18 protein-coding genes are annotated in these 18,423 nt (G+C 49.8%); 2 read left to right on the top strand and 16 right to left on the bottom strand.

The genetic code is table 11. The annotated features are described in order from the left end of the window. Nucleotides 1-1,642, bottom strand: a 1,642-nt coding sequence (locus JW953_13415; GenBank protein MBN1993694.1) for a hypothetical protein, incomplete at its 3' end; no start/stop codon positions are given. On the opposite strand from JW953_13415, the gene JW953_13410 reads away from it, so the two are divergent. Beyond that, nucleotides 1,631-1,864 (top strand): hypothetical protein, encoded by a 234-nt coding sequence (locus tag JW953_13410; GenBank protein ID MBN1993693.1) that lies wholly within the window; start codon nt 1,631-1,633, stop codon nt 1,862-1,864. The two genes, JW953_13415 and JW953_13410, sit on opposite strands and share 12 nt — an antisense overlap. 260 nt (nt 1,865-2,124) lie before the next feature. Here JW953_13410 and JW953_13405 read toward each other — a convergent pair whose 3' ends face one another. The 13 genes from JW953_13405 to JW953_13345 all read right to left on the bottom strand — a co-directional run bounded on the left by JW953_13405 (nt 2,125) and on the right by JW953_13345 (nt 15,342). Next, nucleotides 2,125-4,884, bottom strand: coding sequence for a PKD domain-containing protein (locus JW953_13405; GenBank protein ID MBN1993692.1), 2,760 nt, complete (start codon nt 4,882-4,884; stop codon nt 2,125-2,127). A 114-nt stretch (nt 4,885-4,998) separates the two neighbouring features. Beyond that, complete coding sequence (locus tag JW953_13400; GenBank protein MBN1993691.1) at nt 4,999-5,292, bottom strand: hypothetical protein; 294 nt, start codon at nt 5,290-5,292, stop codon at nt 4,999-5,001. A gap of 14 nt (nt 5,293-5,306) precedes the next feature. Next, entirely contained in the window at nt 5,307-6,323 is a 1,017-nt protein-coding gene (locus tag JW953_13395) for a hypothetical protein (protein MBN1993690.1), read from the bottom strand. 74 nt (nt 6,324-6,397) lie between these two features. Beyond that, nucleotides 6,398-7,084: a hypothetical protein gene (locus tag JW953_13390; protein MBN1993689.1), complete on the bottom strand. Its 687-nt coding sequence runs from the start codon at nt 7,082-7,084 to the stop codon at nt 6,398-6,400. Continuing rightward, nucleotides 7,077-7,964, bottom strand: coding sequence for a hypothetical protein (locus tag JW953_13385; GenBank protein MBN1993688.1), 888 nt, complete (start codon nt 7,962-7,964; stop codon nt 7,077-7,079). The genes JW953_13390 and JW953_13385 overlap by 8 nt, the downstream gene beginning before the upstream one ends. Nucleotides 7,965-8,275: 311 nt before the next feature. Beyond that, nucleotides 8,276-8,872, bottom strand: a complete 597-nt coding sequence (locus tag JW953_13380; GenBank protein ID MBN1993687.1) for a hypothetical protein — start codon at nt 8,870-8,872, stop codon at nt 8,276-8,278. Nucleotides 8,873-8,913: 41 nt separating this feature from the next. Further along, complete coding sequence (locus tag JW953_13375; protein MBN1993686.1) at nt 8,914-9,309, bottom strand: hypothetical protein; 396 nt, start codon at nt 9,307-9,309, stop codon at nt 8,914-8,916. Further along, nucleotides 9,254-9,556: a hypothetical protein gene (locus JW953_13370; protein MBN1993685.1), complete on the bottom strand. Its 303-nt coding sequence runs from the start codon at nt 9,554-9,556 to the stop codon at nt 9,254-9,256. The genes JW953_13375 and JW953_13370 overlap by 56 nt, the downstream gene beginning before the upstream one ends. A 13-nt stretch (nt 9,557-9,569) precedes the next feature. Then, nucleotides 9,570-10,238 carry a hypothetical protein gene (locus JW953_13365; GenBank protein ID MBN1993684.1) on the bottom strand — a complete coding sequence of 223 codons (669 nt, stop codon included), beginning with the start codon at nt 10,236-10,238 and terminating at the stop codon, nt 9,570-9,572. Nucleotides 10,239-10,280: 42 nt separating this feature from the next. Further along, nucleotides 10,281-11,831: a hypothetical protein gene (locus tag JW953_13360; protein ID MBN1993683.1), complete on the bottom strand. Its 1,551-nt coding sequence runs from the start codon at nt 11,829-11,831 to the stop codon at nt 10,281-10,283. 83 nt (nt 11,832-11,914) lie between these two features. Next, on the bottom strand, nt 11,915-13,030 hold the full coding sequence (locus tag JW953_13355; GenBank protein MBN1993682.1) for a PQQ-binding-like beta-propeller repeat protein: 1,116 nt from the start codon (nt 13,028-13,030) through the stop codon (nt 11,915-11,917). A gap of 22 nt (nt 13,031-13,052) precedes the next feature. Further along, nucleotides 13,053-14,660, bottom strand: coding sequence for a hypothetical protein (locus tag JW953_13350; protein MBN1993681.1), 1,608 nt, complete (start codon nt 14,658-14,660; stop codon nt 13,053-13,055). Nucleotides 14,661-14,919: 259 nt separating this feature from the next. After that, on the bottom strand, nt 14,920-15,342 hold the full coding sequence (locus JW953_13345) for a hypothetical protein (GenBank protein MBN1993680.1): 423 nt from the start codon (nt 15,340-15,342) through the stop codon (nt 14,920-14,922). Here JW953_13345 and JW953_13340 point away from each other — a divergent pair. Further along, complete coding sequence (locus JW953_13340) at nt 15,336-16,502, top strand: transposase (GenBank protein MBN1993679.1); 1,167 nt, start codon at nt 15,336-15,338, stop codon at nt 16,500-16,502. The two genes, JW953_13345 and JW953_13340, sit on opposite strands and share 7 nt — an antisense overlap. 522 nt (nt 16,503-17,024) lie before the next feature. Here JW953_13340 and JW953_13335 read toward each other — a convergent pair. Beyond that, nucleotides 17,025-17,420 carry a hypothetical protein gene (locus JW953_13335; GenBank protein ID MBN1993678.1) on the bottom strand — a complete coding sequence of 132 codons (396 nt, stop codon included), beginning with the start codon at nt 17,418-17,420 and terminating at the stop codon, nt 17,025-17,027. A gap of 80 nt (nt 17,421-17,500) precedes the next feature. Next, the coding region (locus JW953_13330; GenBank protein ID MBN1993677.1) for an RHS repeat-associated core domain-containing protein at nt 17,501-18,423 on the bottom strand (923 nt) is incomplete at its 5' end.

Raw genomic sequence — 18,423 nt, 5'->3', positions numbered from 1 at the left:
GTACAGGAAGCAGTTGATGATAAAATGTACTTGAATGAGTCAAGCTTACTTCAGGTCCAGCTGCTGCACCAACTGCAACGCCAAACGATTTATCCGAACTAAATGATGGCGCCCAGAAAACCGTGGCAGTAAGACCACTTCCAAAAGGAGCATATGTACCTGTAAGAGATTCAAAGTCTTTAGTATAGGATTGATTATCAGGAACATTCCAAGCAACTCCCACATACGGATTTAATGTACCGCCTACACCATGCCCCTCCATAACACCGTTATAGCTAAAGACACCTAATTCCCCGGTTTTGGTATTGACAATACCTTCTGCTCCTATCGTTGGCCCTTGTCCAATTACAGGGGCAAGACATCCGGCATTTATACCAGCTATTACAATATCAGGTTGTGGATTATTGGCGACGACCATTGCGGCTTCTGCAATCTCAGTAGACGCCAAGGTTTGAGCAGTTCCCTGTATAATCTCGAAAGTTATATCCGCTGTTATATCAACTGCCTGTTCCGCCTTACTTCGAGCAACCGCTATCCCTTCATAAGTCTCTTGCAACATCCGTTTCATTGGTTCTTCAAACGTCTCATCTAAATATTTCAATCCATCTAGCCAGTCTGGCTCCTCTTGATGACCGGTTGGATCAACATAGTTTAATGGATTTCCGAGGACATAACTGTACCTATTAAGACTTTGTGGATTGGCAAAATCCGGCACCACCGTATCCGCCGAGATGAAGCGGTTAAGATAAGGGCTGTAGTACCGCGCGTTGTAGTCGTAAAGCCCAAAGCCTTCGCGCCGCTGGGAGGTGAAGCCAAAGTCCGTCACCGCCGCGCCGTCTGTCCACCGCTCCTGGCCGTAGGGCAAATACCTCCCTTCCGAGACCACCGCGCCTGTATCATCGGTTGTTAAAGAAGTGGAGCCGAGGTGGTCTCCACTCAAATAGTATACCACATCCCCCTGGCGCAGTGCCACTCGCCGACCGTTGAAGGTGTAGTACTTGGTCACCCCACTGACCTCCACCGGCCCGGCCTCGACCCAGGCGCTTTCGTTGTTCACGTTGTCGGTCGCCCGCACCTGGAAGTAGTAACCGGTTTCCTTTTCGCCCACAAAGATGGCCTGTTCGGCCGTGGTGGTCAGCCACTCTGTCCACTCCACCTCCCCTTCCCGTTTATACTGCACGGCGTAGTGGCGGATGCCGGCGGCGTCGTCAAACCCGTGCCAGGTCACCGGCAAGGCCAGGCCCGCCAACGGCGGCAGGGCGAACAACACCTGAGGCGGCGTTTCGTCATTGACCACGTGCAGCGGCTGCAGGCTCACATTCCCGGCCCGGTCGGCGGCCTCAAGCTGCACCGTGGCGCTAAAGGAATCGGCCAGGTCAAAGGTGTAAACGTGGGCCTGGGTAACGGCGGATTGGCCGGCCAGGGCGTAACCGTGGCCGGGCGTGGTGGCGCCGGGGAAGTCCAGGCGGTCCAGCCCGGCCAGGGGGTCGGCGGCCCGGACGGTGACGGTGAAAGCGCCGCTGCCCGCGCCGTAATACACCGTCTCGGTCAGGGCGTGGCCAAAGGGGGTGGAGGCGGCCAGGCTCAAGGCCAGCTCCGGCGGGGTGCTGTCAAAGGTGAGGGTCAGGGTTTGGCCGGCCACATTGCCGGCCCGGTCTTTGGCCCTGACCACGGCCGGGTAAAAACCCTCGATCCCGCCGGAGAAGGTGTCCTGCAACTCAACGAGGTGGACGTGCGCCAGCAACAGGTGATGGTGGCGGCCCTGCTGCGCCGCATTTACCAGGCCCGGATGCAAACCAGCAAAGAACAAATCCCGCCGGACGACACGGCGGCGCTGCCTAATCCTGTCTTCATCCTGATTTGATTGAGGAAGCGTACCATTTTGCCCCCATTTCTGTGCCCCAAAATCTCTCCGGGGTTGGTTGAGGGTAGAATTTGCCCCTTTACTGCCCCCAGAACGGAGACGAGCAACTTACCTGTGACGCTTGATCTCAGGGTGTCATTTTGACACCCTGACGGCTTGTGCTCTATATCTTTTTTTCCCGATAACCCGCAAAAAAACAAGTGGACCAAATCAAAAACGCCCGCACATCGCGGGCATTTTTGATTGAGGGCGGCATACGGTTAATCTGCCGGGTTGAAACTCTCCTCGGTGGTCAGGGTGATTTGGTCCAGGCTGAAGCCGTCTTCCCGAAGCCACAGGTTGAGGGTGTGGACAGCGGGATAGTCAAGGGTGAAGGTGATTGGCTGGCCGCTTTCGGCCAGGGTGTGGGTCCAGGTCCAGGCGCCGGGCGGGTAGGCCGAAACATAATCGGGGGGGGTGATGGGCCAGCTATTGAGACCGACATAGACCGAATCGCCGGCCGCGTTGGGCGCATAGCCGCGCAGCCAGACCGTGTAGGTGCCGGTGATGGTCAGGCCCAGGTCATACTGTAGCTCCGCGCCGGCGGCGATGGCCTCCGGGCCAAACAGCGTGTCAACATCGGGGCCGGCGTAAACGTAGCCCAAACCGGCGTGGCCGAAACGAGTTTCACTCGGCCCAGCCGTGCGGGTTTCCCAGGTGGGGCCAGGGCCGGGCAGGAGACGGGTGTAGTCTTCGGCTTCCAGGATGATGGTGCCGCTGGTCAGGGGGGAAACGGCGATGATGTAGCCGGTCCGGCTCACGGTATCGGCGTCGCTGGGGCCCTTGATGGTCAGGCTGACGTCGTAGATGCCGGGGGTATCGTAAAGATGCTCGATATTGTCGGCCGTGGTGATGACCGGCGAACTGCTATCGCCGAAGTCCCAGGTGCGGGTGACGACCATGCCGCTGGAAGTGTCAAAGAAAGTGGCGGTAAAGGGCGGCAGGCCCACGCCCGGATAGCCGGTGAAATCGGCCCCAAAGGGTTCCACCGAGAGGGTGTAGCTGACCACCCCCACGCCGCCGTCATCGTCGGCCACAGTCAACGTGACCGCGTAGTCGCCGGTGATGGCATAGCTATGGGTGACGGTTATCCCCCCCTCGGTCCCCCCCGGCGGGAGGGAAGTGCCGGTGGCCGTATTGCCGTCGCCAAAGTCCCATTCGTAGGTGTGGGTGTCGGCCAAACCGGAATCATCCACATAGTCGGTGAAGGTGATGGTCTGGTTGGGTTCGGGCCGGTAAGGTTCGCTGTAGAAGTCAACAAAGGGCGCCACGTTGGTGACGGTGACCGGGACGATGGCGCTGCCGACCTCATCGTGAACGTCGGTGACGGCCAGGGTGACGTTGAAGCTGCCGTCATCTTCATAAAGATGGGTGGGGGCCAGGGTGCCGGTGATGGTGCCGCCGTCGTCCATATCCCAGGCAATGGTATGACCAACCGGCGAGTCGGTATCGGTGAGGATGGCGGTGAGCAAGAGCAGTTGGCCTTCTTCAAGCGTCTGGGCCTCGCCGGCCTGCACCTCCGGCGGCACGGGCTGGGGCGGAACCAGTTGGAAGGGCGCCGTACCGGGCATCGCCTGGGCCTCGCCAATCTTGATGTTGAACGGACGGTACGCGCCGTCAATCTTGAGGTCAATTGTCAATTCGGTGGCGCTGCGGTCCAGCACAAAGCTGACCAAATCCTGGCTGATGGCTTCGGTGGCGGTGAGGGTGAGGGTGTTGCCGTTGACCGTCACGCTGTCGCCTGCTTCAAAATCGGTGGGAGTGGCGGAGAGAATGGGCGCGTTGGCCGTGATGCTGCCGGCAAAGGTGTGGGTGGAAGTGTTTTCGCCGGAGCAGGCCAGGCGCCAGAGATAGGTGTCGGGGTCGAGCCAGAGGTAGAGGTTTTTGGCCTGGCCCGGTTCGTACTCCGGGACACCACGCGGGTCCACGTCAAGCAGCGGCGGGGTGGCCGGAAGGGGGCCGTGGTAGCTCAGGCCGGTATCAAAGGTGGCGAACCACTGCCCGCCATTGCCGTCGATGGCGACGTCCAGCACGTCGTCTTCGGGCAGCAGGGAGTTAGTAGTGTTGAGCACATCCCAGGTGCCACTGCCGGTATCTAGCCGGGCCACGCCGCCGCCCAGGGCGCCAAACCAGCGCTCATCGCCGTTGAGGGTGATGGCGTGGACAAAGTCATCGGGCAGGGATGAGTTGGCGGTGTTGTACACGGTCCAATTGGTGTGGCCGCTATCCAGCACCACTACGCCGGAGCCGTCGGTGGCCAGCCATTTGTTGCCGCCGGCGTCAACGGCAATATCGGCCACGGCGTTGTTGCTGATGGAGATGGTGGGCGTGACCGGGTGGGCAATATTGACCGGCAGGGTGTAGGTGACCCAATTGCTGCCGTTGAAGGCAGCGAGGCCGTAGCCCATTGTGCCAATCCAGGGAGTCGTGTCGTCGAGGGCCACAGCGTAAATGTCATTGGTGGGCAGGCCGGTGTGGGTGGCGGTGTAAACCGTCCAGGCGCTGCCGTTGTAGTGGGCCACGCCGCCGCCCAGAGAGGCCAGCCAGATGTCGCCGCTGCTGCCAACAGCCACGTCCCAGGCTCTCTCGCCGCCCGGCGGGGTCAGGTCAAAAAAACTGGCGTTGCCTACAACCAGACCGCCATCCAGGGCGGCGGCCAGCAAACTGCCGCTGCCGTTGAGAGCCAGGCCCACAATGTCATCTCCGGCCAGGCCGTCGGCGGTGGTGTAGCGGGCCTGGTAGCCGGTTTCAATGTCCCAGCGGTACAGGCCGCCTTTGTAGCTGCCCACCCACAGGGTGTCGCCGTTGAGCAGCAGGCGCTGGGGCGGATAATCCATTTCCCAGATAATCCAGGCCGGGGAACCGCCTTGCGCTGGGGGAACCAGCCCCGGCCCGGCCAGCGCCGGGATGGCCACCAACAGGCCGGTTAATACAAGCGTGACAATTGATAGAACAATCAAGTGTAGCAAACGTGTTTTCATTAAAACCCTCCTCTGTGTTGGGGGCGGTGATTGATGAGCCTGTTATGATAATGATAGGCTGTTTTTACAGTGTGTTTTCGCTCAAACCCCGGCGAAAATTTCGATAAAAATGGGCTACCTGCCGGCAGGCGGGCCGGTGACGGCAAAATAGATCATCAAGCCCACCACCGATATCACCAGGATCGTTAGCAAGAACGACCAAAAGGTCATAATATTTTTGATACCCAACTCATCCGCCTGCTGCCAACCCTGGGCAAAGGTGCGATTACTGCCAAACACAATGCCCCACATGATCCGGGCCGGGCCTTGCTCTTTATAGAGCAGATAGGATATATAGATTTGGTAGGCGAAGTTGCCGATGATGATCAGGCCAAATGTTAGGCATGTAGCCAAAATAGCAAGTGTCATAAAACTATCCCTCCTTATTTTTTTGCATTTTCAGCGGCTGCGCCTTTTGGGATGAGTTTTGTGATCAAAGGTGGGTTGGCCAGATAATAAATGATGACGCCGATGGCTAACAGCACCAAGATGCCCCCAATACAGGCCACCCCGCCGGGGCCGAGCATATCCAGGACGGCCACTATTCCCCGGGTGCGCGCGCTGCCCCTGGGCGTCAGGCTGCCGGAGTTTGCTTCTAAAGCCCCAAAATAGCAGAAGGCGTTAATGCCCAATAAAACAACCATCCCCACAAAAGAGAACGCGCTGATTTTGCCCCGGCCCATAGGCGTGGCCGAGCGCTCGAACCCGGCCCCCAGCCGTTTTTCCAGAGCATTGAGGATGGTCTGGGCCATTTCATCGTCTTTGCCTTCCAGTTTGGCCGACTTGACTGCGTTGGCCTGCCGGTAGTGTACCCTGACCGTACTCATGGTTTGGGTAACTTGGGTAATTTGATTGTAGGGCACTTCTTTGGGGTTATTGAGCCGATCCATAGGGAAATTGCCCTGCCCGAGTTCTTGTTGAACCTTTTTGAGCGAGTTGGGGTTGATCATGCCTGAAACCAATTTGCCCTTAAAGAGGGCCGTGATGTAAATCAATTTACCTTCTTGATTGATCCAGATTTCCGGCTTTGCCGGGTCCGGCATATCCCCTGCAACGGCGGCGGAAATAGCAGGCTCAACCGGCTGCGGTTGCTCTTTAGGCTTTGAAAGGGAGGGACGGGAGGCAGGCGCAGCCGTAGATGGCGGCGGAGCCGATGCCGGCCCGGTTTCAGGCTGGTCCAACATAGCCAATGCTTGTTGGGCCTGTTGATTTTGAGGGTTAATGCTGAGCGCCTTTTCCAGGCAATAGCGCCGTTTATCCGGGCTTACGGCGGCCGACAGCCACAACCACGCCTGCTCGTTGTTGGGGTCAGCGGTGAGGATTTGGGTTAACAATTGCTGCGCTTCTTGTTTTTGGCCTGATTTAATGAGAGTAATGGCTTGTTGTAATGTATTGGACACCAGCGATGCTCCTTAAAGTAAATAATTTTTTCTGCTTGCTTTTAAAAATTCTCCAATCAAAATTTTTTATAAATTCATCCCCCCTGCTGAAACCGAGAGACGCCTAATATTTCGATTGCTTTTTCATAATTGGGTGTATGTTTTTCCCAATTCTCAAAAGGATTGAGTTCCATTGCAATAAATATCCCTCCATCTGATAAATCCTCAATTTGCCAGGCAGGGATGGAGTGTAACTTTTCTGTGCCGTACTTTGAAACCATATCCGGCCCTAAAAAGTTATAGGTGTACAAAGTTTCTATTTTTCCTTCATCTACTTTTGCAAACTCTGGCGGATCGTTGGGTTTTGTTGTCCCATAGCCGTAAAGGGGACAGAAGAATCCATAAAATATCTTGCAAAATCCAAGAAATGAAAAGACTGTGTTATCCATTACAAAGAAATTGCGGTTAATTGACAGCAGTGCAACACGATGTGAGGTTGCCAGAATAAACGATACCCTGTCTGTTATTTGGCTATTCAACCAAAAATCGAAACTAATATCTGTATCTTTTTCTGCCACAGCCTCTTTTAACTTTTTTGAGATGATAGAATCAAAGTCTATTAGATTGGCAGGAATCGGTTTATAAGGTGATAAATCATTAACAAGAAAAAACCTATACTCATCAAACACTGCTTTAGAGAAATGTAGAAAAGTACTTTCTATCTGAGATATTTCTATCCCTTTCCCCGTAGCAAATTGGAAATATGTGTATTCTTCAGTCATTGAACCACCTCACGCTGACCTTATATCCTTCTTCTCTTAAATTTTCATAATCTTTCAGAATTTTCTGGGCAAACTCAAGATTTTCATGTTGAGATTTACTACCATACAGAACAACCGTAATAGGTATACCGGGAAACTGCCTGTTTCTTGTGATAATCTGTTTTCTATTACCTTCAATGATACTTTTCTGAACATAGGGTGGCTTGATATCACTCCAATCGCAATATTTGGCTTCAACTATACGATTACTCTTCAATATTATATCAGGCCCCTTCACCGTGCGACCATCAATTGCAAGAGCTGGCACTTCAAGTTGCTTTATCTTATCTGCACCCAAATCATTTGCAAGTTCTAAATGAAATCTTGCTCCCCTTTCGAGAGTATTATCATTGGGCTGAGCTAGATCTCCCATCATTCGATCTATACCATCAATATCTTTAAGATTGTCGATCTGTTGAACAACTGGGCTGTTAGCGCCATGCCTGTTCACCACTTCGGCTAAATCTTTAAACGCATCATCACTCCAATTAACCAAAGACCTGGCAAATACATCAAAAGTTTTCTCTACGGCATCATCCGCATAATCTTTGGCTATAGTCTCAACAACCCCAACACCAAATTCATCTGACGCCCTACCAAGCCCCTCAAAAGAGTTTTTGCTCCAAGTTACACTCGACTCACCAACGACTTTCAGTATCTTATTTGATGTTGGGGCATCATTAGCATACTTAATCAGGAATTTTGCCAGCGTATCATCATCCACCCCGGCTTTGGCTAACCGCTCAAATCCTTCTAACGCCGTGTTATCCCACTGCTTGACGGCCGTCAGAACGTTATCAAACAGGCCCACATCGCAGGTTTGGTAGAGCGGGCTGGCCAACCCCGGCCCGCGATAGCTGCCGGTTTGGGCAATCCCTCCGCCGGGACAAAGATTGTGCAGGAATCTCGGTAGAGGTCAGGCCCGCGTCTTGCAGGGCGACGACGGGTTGGGGATGTTAGTCTGACAATCAGGTATTCAGTTTTTAAAGAACCACAAGCAACGTATTGCGAAAGAGAGAAAGTTAAGATGCCTGGTGTTTCGGATTCTGGCTAACCGAGTTGCGGCCAAAACCGCAGGCCAATGAAACAGCATCCAAAAGCACAATTATGATAAATAGCCGCCAATACAATTTGAATTGTCCCATCTTCCTCTTAGTGTATCTCTAACGAGTTGAGTACTTTTTCAGCGTAATACGGTAATAATTCTCCCCCGCTATTTTTGCGGGCCTGTATCTGGGCGCGAACAAGCCGATCTTCATGCTTGATGATGGCAAAATAGAATACAATATCCACATCGCCATATAAATCCTTTTTCCCCGGATCGATCCGGTTGACCACCGTTATGGCCGCGGGGTTTCCATTGAAGGTTGTTGTTTGTGGGGGTTCCAGTTCATGAATTCGGTCTTCCATGGTTAGAAAATAGTAATCCTTGTCGGCACGTACTAAGGCTTCCAGATCCGACGGGTCGATATCCTCGGGTAAATAGTGAAGCTTGCTGCGGAAGAAATGAAGGATGGTGATCGGCCGTTCCAGAGTTCCTTCGGCCAAATGGACTTCGGAGGCTTGAAATTGCGTTACGTTGTTATCTTCAAGAACTTCCTCAACGGTTACCGGATGGCTGACTGTTATATTATTTTCCGTTGACTCATACGGTGTCCATTCTGTGAGCGGTGGCGGTGGCGTGCCGCAAGCCGCGATAAAGAGTGAAAGCGTGATAATTAAGTATATTATTCCTATAGTCGTTCGCATTTTTTGAACCTCTTAAAAGAGTATGGTATCAAGCAAATGAATTACAGCCCTCCGGCCCAGACAACAACCAAAACCAGGATAAGCATTGGCACACCAATGATAAGCGTGGTGGTGACCACGGTGCCTAGTGCCTTCCAGGCCGAGAATTGATGTACCTCACCCAAGCACTTGAGCAGCACGATAAACGCCCAGCCGTCGATGACCAATTCAAGGGCGCCAAACCCCAAAAGCAAGAGCAGCAGCATGGGATTGGTGTCTATTCTGGGGGTAAAACTGACAAACAATTCCTGCCTGAAGATGATTAGCTGCGGCAGCCATAACAGCAGCCCCCAGATTTTAGGCACCGACGCCCAAGCGATGGCGGCCCGCACCTGCACGGCGTTAGCCTGCCCGCCAAACCACCCCCCCCACCCAACGGAATAAAGCCCCGCCAACATACACGATCAACAAACCGCTAATGGGACTCATGATGAGCATAATGACAAACAGAACCGATAAGGACAACCTATCACCCATATCCCTTGCCGCAGCCCGATCCAAGCTATAGGCTAATCCCAACAAGACCGCTAAAAAAATGACCTGCCGGGTTGGGTCAGTATCGATAATTTGGCGGATGGTTGCCCTGGGTTTTATCCAGATGGTGATCCAGGGGTTGAAAGTTTGGTGTTCGGCATCCAGTTGCATCAAGTCCTCCTGTTTAACCTTGATTTTTTGTTTCCAATTCAGCCAATTTGCGTTTGACAAATTCATAAACATCGGCTTCTGGAATTAAGCTTTGCCAATATAACTCGATACGTTCCTTTTTAAAATACTCTTCCAATGTCATAACAGAATTTTTATGGGCAGCCACATCATTTTTTTGACAATTTTTAATAACAGTCTTTAATGTCTCTGTTGCTGTACCAGTTATATTAAGATCGCATTGCATTGCGTAAGTAATCTCGGCTGCTGTAATAGCAGCAGTATAATCTTCTAAAAAAATAAAGCAGAAGATACTACCTCTTCGACAACTATATTGAACTGATTCTAGTTCCCATTTATAGCCTTTTTGATATTCTTCGAGTGATTGCTGAAAATATTCCCTGGCTCGTTCATCGCCAGTCCTCCATAGAACGCGAGCGCAACTCAAACGATTATCACCATCTTCATCAGGGCGAATCAATGGCCCTGTCAAACTTTCCAGATAAGCTTCACTAGCCAAAGTGAAGTAGTGAGAACTTTCTTCGTTTTTACCTAATAGGTCATAACAGCGTCCGATAGCTTCCGTCAATATTCCTATTACTTTGGGACTAGGTTCACTTTCTTCTTCCTCAAATCGTAAATCCTCGAAATACCTATTTAGCTGTGTTTGAATTGCTTTACTCATTGTTACTCCTATTATTATGCTTATCAAATCCAGTGCATCTTACTATTTTGGCAATAGGTTTACAAATACAAAGTCTATTGTCCATCCCTGTCCACCAGTACCAAGGGGTTTAATTTCAGTTATGAACTCATCTATTTCTGTTCCATAATCAAGAGATTTTGTTTTAATTCCTCCGCATCCAACTACGACTTCGTAAGAAACTCCTCGATTTATCTCACGGAGCATCTGTTGCACTTGTGGCTGAACGTTAGGATCTATGTCTCGCAAATATCTTTGAGGATTAGTTGTAATCCATCGTTTTGATAGCTGACGCCCAAGCATATCTGAATACCTAAATGTATCTTTACTGAGATCAAATCCTTTGAGAGTGCCTTTTCCTTCTAAAATAACCCATTTACCCGTAATCAGATTTTTCAAAATTGCATCCGGTCCCTGTCCCCCTTCTTTAGTAAGTACATGAACCACTTTATAATTGCCAAACTTCTGTAACTGTTTAATTGTTGCTTCTACAGCAAATGCTTCAGCCAGTCGTGTTCCATCGAGTGGTTGGCCATTATTCCACCGATCAAAGATACTTTGCTTAAAAGCTTGGTACTCAACATCCGGCATATCAAGACGGCGCAGAATGATGTCTGGATCATCCAAGAATTCAAGCGCATTTCCCTTAGCTTGCCATTGGAACAAATCGCGCGTGTCGTCTACTCTTGCCAATATATTGCTGGGGGCAGCCAGATCGGCATCATTGATATATTTTAATGTATCGCGTACGATTTCATCTGAATACTCTTGACTTAAGAATTTTAACGCTCGTTCACTTTCGGTTTGCTCAAAAACTCTCGCTAACCCTTCAATAGTTTCAGCGTTCCAAATATCATCACCTTTTGCAGCCACAACTGCAAAGGCTCGTTGAGTGACCTTATCGTCTAATGAACCAGGTATCAAGTTGGTCAATCGCCGGGCGGCATCCTCACCTGCCCTGTCCACCACCCGGCCCAAACCTTCCAGCGCTTCATCGGACCAATTTCCGGCAACTTCACCCGCAATTTTTAAGGCTGTTTCCAGTTTGGCCTGGTCACACACAACTTTATTCTTGGCCAGGGGAGCAGCCAGACCCGCCGTCTTGGGGACAGGCCCCGCGGCTATCATCTCAACGGCGCAACTCAACCCCTGAAACAGATATTTGGCTCCCCCTTCGCCTGCATCATCTACAACCTTGCCCAATCCCCTTGCCGCATCATCACTCAAATCGGCCGCAGCGCCACCTAAATCGTCGCCAATTTTGGCAATTGCCGCAACAACATCGGGGTCCAATGTTTTGTTGAACCTTACCACCCGCCCGGCCAGTTGGCCGCCGTCGCCAAAGCCCAGGGTAACAACACCTCTCAACCCAACTTTACTTACGTCCACATTATGATAGTATTCCAACAACGCCCCAAACGGCTCCCAGGCGGTTTTGAGCACGTCCTGAACGTGACCAATCTTGTCGCCGCTGCTTGGCCAGCCGGCGTCAACGGCCTTGCGGCACAGGTGCATCATAAAATTCCAACACAGCGGCAGGGCTTCATCAACGCCCTTGAATGGGATGTCTTTCACCAGGGCGGCGCTTGGGCCAGGAGGGGGTCGTGTTGCCTCAAGAAGTTATTCAGTTGTCAAAGGGCGGCAATCACTTACGTTAATTATCCAAAACAGTAAATCTTACCAGCATCACTTCCGATTACTAATTTGTTATCAGAAAATGCAGGTGCGGAAGAAAAACCAGAACTTTCCAATTCGGTTTCAAATCTCCAGAGTAATTGGCCGCTTCCAATGTCATAGGCAAACAATCCTTGGGGCTGGTTGGTACCCACAATATAGGTATTACCTACAACTAATGCCCGCTTTGCCTCAGCATGCACTAATCGAGGCACGGAAGGTTCAGTCGCTTTGTGTATCTCCCCCGTCAATATATCAATATGACATAACTGGTTTCTGTTTTGTTCGAGAAAAATCAAAGCCTGTTCACTAAAACCAGGCAACAAACCTGTTTGACGATGCCATAGTAAGTTACCGTTTTCAAGATTTAGAGCCACAAACATAGCTCGATGGACTTGTGCAAGTAGGATATCCTCAATGATGACAGGTAGACTCAATAGCCTTATTCTTTCCTTCGAGGTTTGATACGGCTGTAGATCAAAAATCTCATTAATTCTAACAGACCATATTTCTTTTCCATTTTCAATATCAAGTGCCCATATCTGTCCTGACCGATCACCGAATACCAAATGATTATCTTTAGCTGCTACCCCTTTCATCGGGACTAAATTTGGTGTATGGAATTGCCACAAAATTTTTCCATCTAAACCCAACGCCATACAGCCTTGCTCATTGTTATCATTTTCACGCCAGGTGAATGTAGTAAAGAGTTTGTTATCATAAACACAAAAAGCTTCGTTGGTAGTCCTGGGTTTGTGATCCCGCCACCGTAACTGTCCTGTATAGGCATCCAAACTATACCGCACTCCTATCGAGTCAGAAAAAAATATTCGATCTTGACAAAAAGCTGGAGTCCCTTTCATGGCTAATTCAGCTTGAGGGTTAAATGCCCATAATGAGTCCCCGGTCTTCAAATTGAAAGCATAGAGTTGCCTAGTTGAACAGATAAAGACAATACCCTCGACTACAATAGGTGGTGACAGTAGAGATACTGTAGAACCCAAATCTGACATCCACAGTGGTTCTAATGGAAACTGAAGTTGGGCATTGACGAAAGCAATACGTTGTGGATTTTGTTCTCGCTGATTCCAAAAAGTCATTTTATTCTCCTTTTTTTGACAATTAGTATCCGGGCGGAAAGCTTACTGGAAGTGGATGGCCTTGATTTTCGCCAACAAATTTGAGCTGTTTACTAATGTTAAAGTGCAGCACTTTGTCTTGATCTGGAAAGTTATTGAGTACATTTTGGGCCTGATTTAACATAGTCTTCTCGACCTCTGAACCTCTGAAAATCAAGTAATAATCTTCGAGTTCATCCTCATCTAGCAGTTCCAAGTCCTTTCGGAATTGCGCTGCATCAAAAGTTTTCCTATTTTTAAATTCCATACGGAATCCTCCTGATGTATTTTTTAAGACTGCATCATAGTATCGGGTAACTCCGTCTTGACTTAATCTAACCTCAAATGCATTGATGTCATCCCAATTAATTACTTTGCCATCAATCTCAATAAGTTTTCTATCAAAGCTATCTAAAACATGAAAAGTTCCTTTTAGATCATTTCCAATATCTGCACTATTTCGAGTCAGACTTTCGAGTACCTTATTATAACCGTCTATTTCTTTTGAGTCAGCTATTTGAATCAAATGATGCATGCGTTCCCCATAGCTCGTGCCTCCGGTTTTATTAATGAGACGCATCGTTCGATTAACATCCTGTCCAGGTGTGGCACGGGCCAAAATGGCAACACCATCTACTGCCTCTTGTCGCCAGGGCTTGGCCATCTTACTTAATACCTGGAATGACTCTTCGGCGACGTCAGGAAATCGGTTAGCTAGCGATTCAGCGATTTCAATACCAGAATGTTCAACAACCTTGCCTAAACCATCAAATGCCTGCCCGTTCCAGGTTCGCGATGAATTACCAATGATACTCAACATCTTATTTGATGTAGGAGCATCATCCGCATGCTTAATCAGAAAATCTGATAATGCATCATCATCAATCCCGGCTCTGGCCAGCTTGCCAAACCCTTCACCGGCAACTTCATCCCAGGCATTGGCATTAACCAATAATGGCTCAAGCGAAGCCGGATTCTTCTTGCGAATGGCGGTAATAAGTCCCTCTCGAAATTCATTGCCCGAATATCGGGCCAATTTGCCCAATCCCTCTATAGCTTCATCGCTTAACTTGATGCCGGCCTTAGCCAGGTCATCGCCAAGATGGGCCAGAGTTCTAACTACATCAGGCGTCAGGGAGCCGTTTGACAACAAGGCTCGCCCGGCTATGAAACCGCCCTCGCCAAAGCCAATATCACCCAGCTCGTCCCACATATCGTATTCCCACAAGTATTTCAGCAAACGCACAAACGGGTCCCACACCGAATGTAGCACATCATTAATAATGGCCAATACCCGGGTGATTTTTTCTGAGAGACTGCCGGTGGGCCAGTTGGCTACGCCCACTTTTTTGACCGCTTTGTTGGCAAGCTGATATAATAACTGCGGCCCGATCCTCTTCAATACGGTGTCGTAGGGAATTTTTCTCAATAGCTTAAGCGTATTTGCACTCACAAAGTGACGCGCATTTTTAAGTACCGATGCGCCGGCATCCAATACTTCCACTGCAATTGCACCCGGCACAGTGGCAGCCAGAGTTTCTGGAATAAATGCGGCAATAGCCCCCAAGGCTTCTCCGCCATCTGTAATTATGCTGATCGCCAAACCAATCATGGCAAAGGCCTGGCTCCAGCCGTCCGGCTTGGTCAAGAGGGCAATAGAGGATTATTCAGTTGTCAAAGAACAATGAGCCAAGCTCCAACACGCCTTACTATGGTTTCTTACACTACCGTTTTGACACCCACGGGCTTAAAATGCGCCAGAACTTGCTCCCGCAGGTCTTCATCTTTGGAGTCAGAGAATTTTTCCGTTAGCTGATACCAGATACCTTCTTCTAACCGCATCGATTCTACCCAACATATTATAAAACTGCTCAACCAGCCATGTATCTCCACTGAACTCGACCCAAATTGAGTTCGCTAAAGTAAGATTTAACCTCTTCCTCTATTCTTGTGGCTTCTTCATTGGAAATGGTTTCAAAATTCTTATGGAGTTGATACCATATACCCCCCTCTAGATGTTGAACAAGGCCTACTGGAGCATTCAAAAAAAGTTTCTCTGTATTCTTATCAAGATAACCAGGACAGTAATAATTAGCCCAATAAATTGTATCAAAATAATGCGCTAAAACTTCCTGCCTATGAATATGTTCCTGATGATCCGCGTCTTCGGCAATCCAGACGTAGTCTGGGGCCAATAATTTGACGAGCCTTTCACCCATAGTAGCATAAAGTTGCACAACGTCCTCACGATAGTTTTGGGTCGTTCCCCATTTGAGTTTTTTCCCTAATGACACACACCAATCTCACGTTAACCGATCAAGATACCCGGAACGAAGCAGTCGAACGATTAACAACCTATTCTCCATTTCAAGCGACTGGCTATGACTGTACGACCGACATGCTATTCGATGTTCTGGTCAAAGCAGCGGTGACGAAACAAACCATCGAAGCGGTGTGCCAAGACCTGGATGTTGTGGGCGGCGAAACAATCCGCGGCTATTTGAAAGAACAGGTGCGGGTTGATGATCTGCACGGATTGGAACGACAGGTCAATGAAGCGTTAGTGGCCGGATTACCCCGGCGTATCCGGAAACCGAAGTTAGAAGTGGCGATTGATTTGCATGATGAACCGTTCTATGGTCACGAGGCGGGGTTAGTGGCCCTCACCTGTGGAGGCCGGGCCAACAAAGGAACGACCCGTTTTTTTCGACTGGCCACGGCCTATCTGATCTTCAAAGATATGCGTCTGACCTTGGGGCTGCTGTTTGTCCGACCGGAAGATGATCTGGCTGAATTGGTGGCGGCTTTACTCCGGCGGTTACGTATTTTGGGTCTCAAGATCAAACGGTTGTATCTGGATAAAGGCTTTTGTGCCATTCCTGTCTTGCGGTATCTCCAACACAGCGGCTGGCCGACCATTGTGGCTTGCCCTATCCGGGGCAAGAGCGGCGGTACGCGTGCTTTGTGCCAGGGGCGGGCCAGTTACCGAACCGAACATACCTTCAAAAGCCACCCTTATGGGGCTTATACCGTGCCGGTCGCCATCGTGCGAACCTACACCTCTCGCCGACGCAGTCAACGAAAAAAACGACGAGCTACCTGGTTGGTCTTTGTCATTCTGAATTGTCGCCTGCATCCTAACACGGTGCGCAAATATTATCGACGTCGGTTTGGCATTGAAACCAGTTATCGCTGTATGCGACAGGTGCGGGCCTGGACGACCTCACGTAATGGCGCCTTGCGTTTCTGGTTGATGAGTTTGGGCTTCATCCTGGTCAACCTGTGGATCGAACTGCGCTGGCGCTTTTGTCAGCTAAAACAACAAGGCCGTCGCCAGATCAATATCAAACGATTTGAACTGCAACGAATGCTCTGCTTCATCAACCGGGCCATTGACAAAATCTATGGGGTTGTCTCGTTTATCACTGCTGATGTCGCCCCTTTAGGAATATGAATTTTGACCAAATTTGGATCTACTGAGTCTATTGTTTCATAAGCATACAAGTTGTTGTTTTGAAGTCGAAGAGAGTATCCTGTATGCTCCGGCAAAGTCACCTTAGATTTCCATACTGGTTTACCCGTTTGCAAATCGTACCTTTCAACAGTGTTCCTTACAATATATACTGCCTTTTCATCTGTGATGATAGAGTCTATTGGCCCTCCATTCTAACGGCCCACTGCAAATCACCATCGTCAGCATGAACGAATTTGAGCCACCAACCGTCCGTAAATACTGCTCCATTTTTGACAGCGATAAGATTGCGAACATTTTGACTGTGTCTAAGTAAACGCGTCGGTAAATGCCAATTTTCCTGCCAAGGAAAATTATGCATGATCTTCACAGTACGAGGTGCAATAGATGGGGTTGGTGTAAGCGAACTTGGCCGCATAGGGAGAACGAAGTTGCACCCCCATATAAAAACCAGCAGAAATATCCAATACGCTCGTTTTTCCATTAGAACCTGCCTTCGTTTTATCACCATTGGATTACTTTTTGATATTCGTCAGGAGTAATCCATCCGTTTTTAGAAAATGTAGAGGCCCCAACTTTAACCCCCATGCTTCTTAGAACACCCAAGGGACCAGTATAATTTACAAAATTCAGAGGGGTATTATCACCGTTTCGGAGATCTCTCAGCATTTGCAACTCCCGATCCTTATAATTATCTGCTACACGATCAATAGGTTGGTACCAAGTCCCTACAAAGGCAGCATCAATAGGCCATTTTGCTTTCCCTTTGGCAGACAAGCCTATTCCAACATTTAAATAGTATACGTCACCACTAACCGTACCTCTGCCATTAAGAGCAGCCCACGGGTTGTCATCAGTACCGGCACTTGTAAATTGTCCCCAGCCGATAGCGCCCCCCAATTTTTTAGGCCAAGTTTTCCCCGTAATGCTTGGACCGTAACCAAGCGAAGTGCCAACAAAGTAGTCACTGTATTGGTCATCTATTGCCTCTTGTCCGTAAAACCTGATATGAAACCAGCGTAACCTGCCTCGGTGAGACCAGCAAGGGAGAATGCCAGGCCAGGTACATGGAGGCCTGAGTCTTTGGCCCAAAGTGCATCTGAATATGTGAATACTTGCCGCTCGCGCGTTGCAAAGTTATACACAATTTCCACCCCCCAAACCTTCCACATACAACCAAGTCCAGAAATATTCACCACCAGACCTTCTACATACCCATTTGCATTGTTGGGCGCCCAAGACGGAAAAGGTGAGGTAGCGTCAGGTTTTTGAAATGATTGGGGATTCTTGTTACGTAACACACAATCCATATCCCAATAAGCACATTGTCGGTAATACGGGTCAAGTGGACCGTATTCATCCCGACAAATTGAGGGTGGACAATATCCAGAAGGATCGATCAAATTAATGGGGTTATTTTCAACATAACTCCACCCATTGAGCATTTGAGGCCAAAGTATATTTCCCGGCCACGGATCTTTGCTCAAGAAAACACCATCCTGGGCCAAATACCACCGCGCCCGCAGATACAACAGACCCAGGTCGTCTTCCCACCACTCCCCCGTAAATCCATACGGCTCCCCACCATTTTGCACGGGATTTCCGTAGGGGTCAAGTTCATTGTAACTGATCACGGCACCCGTCTCATCCACCGCCTGCCGCACCGACCCCAACCCATCGCTCAACAAGTAACGCACTTCGCCTGCCGCGCTCTCGGCCATAATCACGCCGGGCAGATGGAGATAGCTGTTGCCTTCACTGGTCTGAATCACTTCGGGCAGCCCCACCACGTCCAGAGCAAAGGTGGTCGTATTCCCGCCAACGGTTTGCCCCACCCGATCCCCCACGCCATTGTAAATCGGTTCAAGAGTGTTCGCCTCACGGGTGGTTTCGATCAGACGAT

The sequence above is a fragment of the Anaerolineae bacterium genome (genome assembly GCA_016931895.1).
In the GTDB taxonomy this organism is placed as follows: Bacteria; Chloroflexota; Anaerolineae; order 4572-78; family J111; genus JAFGNV01.
This window is presented reverse-complemented; position numbering and strand designations above follow the sequence as displayed.

Coding starts and splice junctions, on each gene's coding strand:
- JW953_13370 (MBN1993685.1), bottom strand. CDS start 9,556: ATGCAACTGGATGCCGAACACCAAACTTTCAACCCCTGGATCACCATC.
- JW953_13390 (MBN1993689.1), bottom strand. CDS start 7,084: ATGACTGAAGAATACACATATTTCCAATTTGCTACGGGGAAAGGGATA.
- JW953_13380 (MBN1993687.1), bottom strand. CDS start 8,872: ATGCGAACGACTATAGGAATAATATACTTAATTATCACGCTTTCACTC.
- JW953_13350 (MBN1993681.1), bottom strand. CDS start 14,660: ATGATTGGTTTGGCGATCAGCATAATTACAGATGGCGGAGAAGCCTTG.
- JW953_13400 (MBN1993691.1), bottom strand. CDS start 5,292: ATGACACTTGCTATTTTGGCTACATGCCTAACATTTGGCCTGATCATC.
- JW953_13355 (MBN1993682.1), bottom strand. CDS start 13,030: ATGACTTTTTGGAATCAGCGAGAACAAAATCCACAACGTATTGCTTTC.
- JW953_13340 (MBN1993679.1), top strand. CDS start 15,336: ATGACACACACCAATCTCACGTTAACCGATCAAGATACCCGGAACGAA.
- JW953_13365 (MBN1993684.1), bottom strand. CDS start 10,238: ATGAGTAAAGCAATTCAAACACAGCTAAATAGGTATTTCGAGGATTTA.
- JW953_13405 (MBN1993692.1), bottom strand. CDS start 4,884: ATGAAAACACGTTTGCTACACTTGATTGTTCTATCAATTGTCACGCTT.
- JW953_13375 (MBN1993686.1), bottom strand. CDS start 9,309: ATGTTGGCGGGGCTTTATTCCGTTGGGTGGGGGGGGTGGTTTGGCGGG.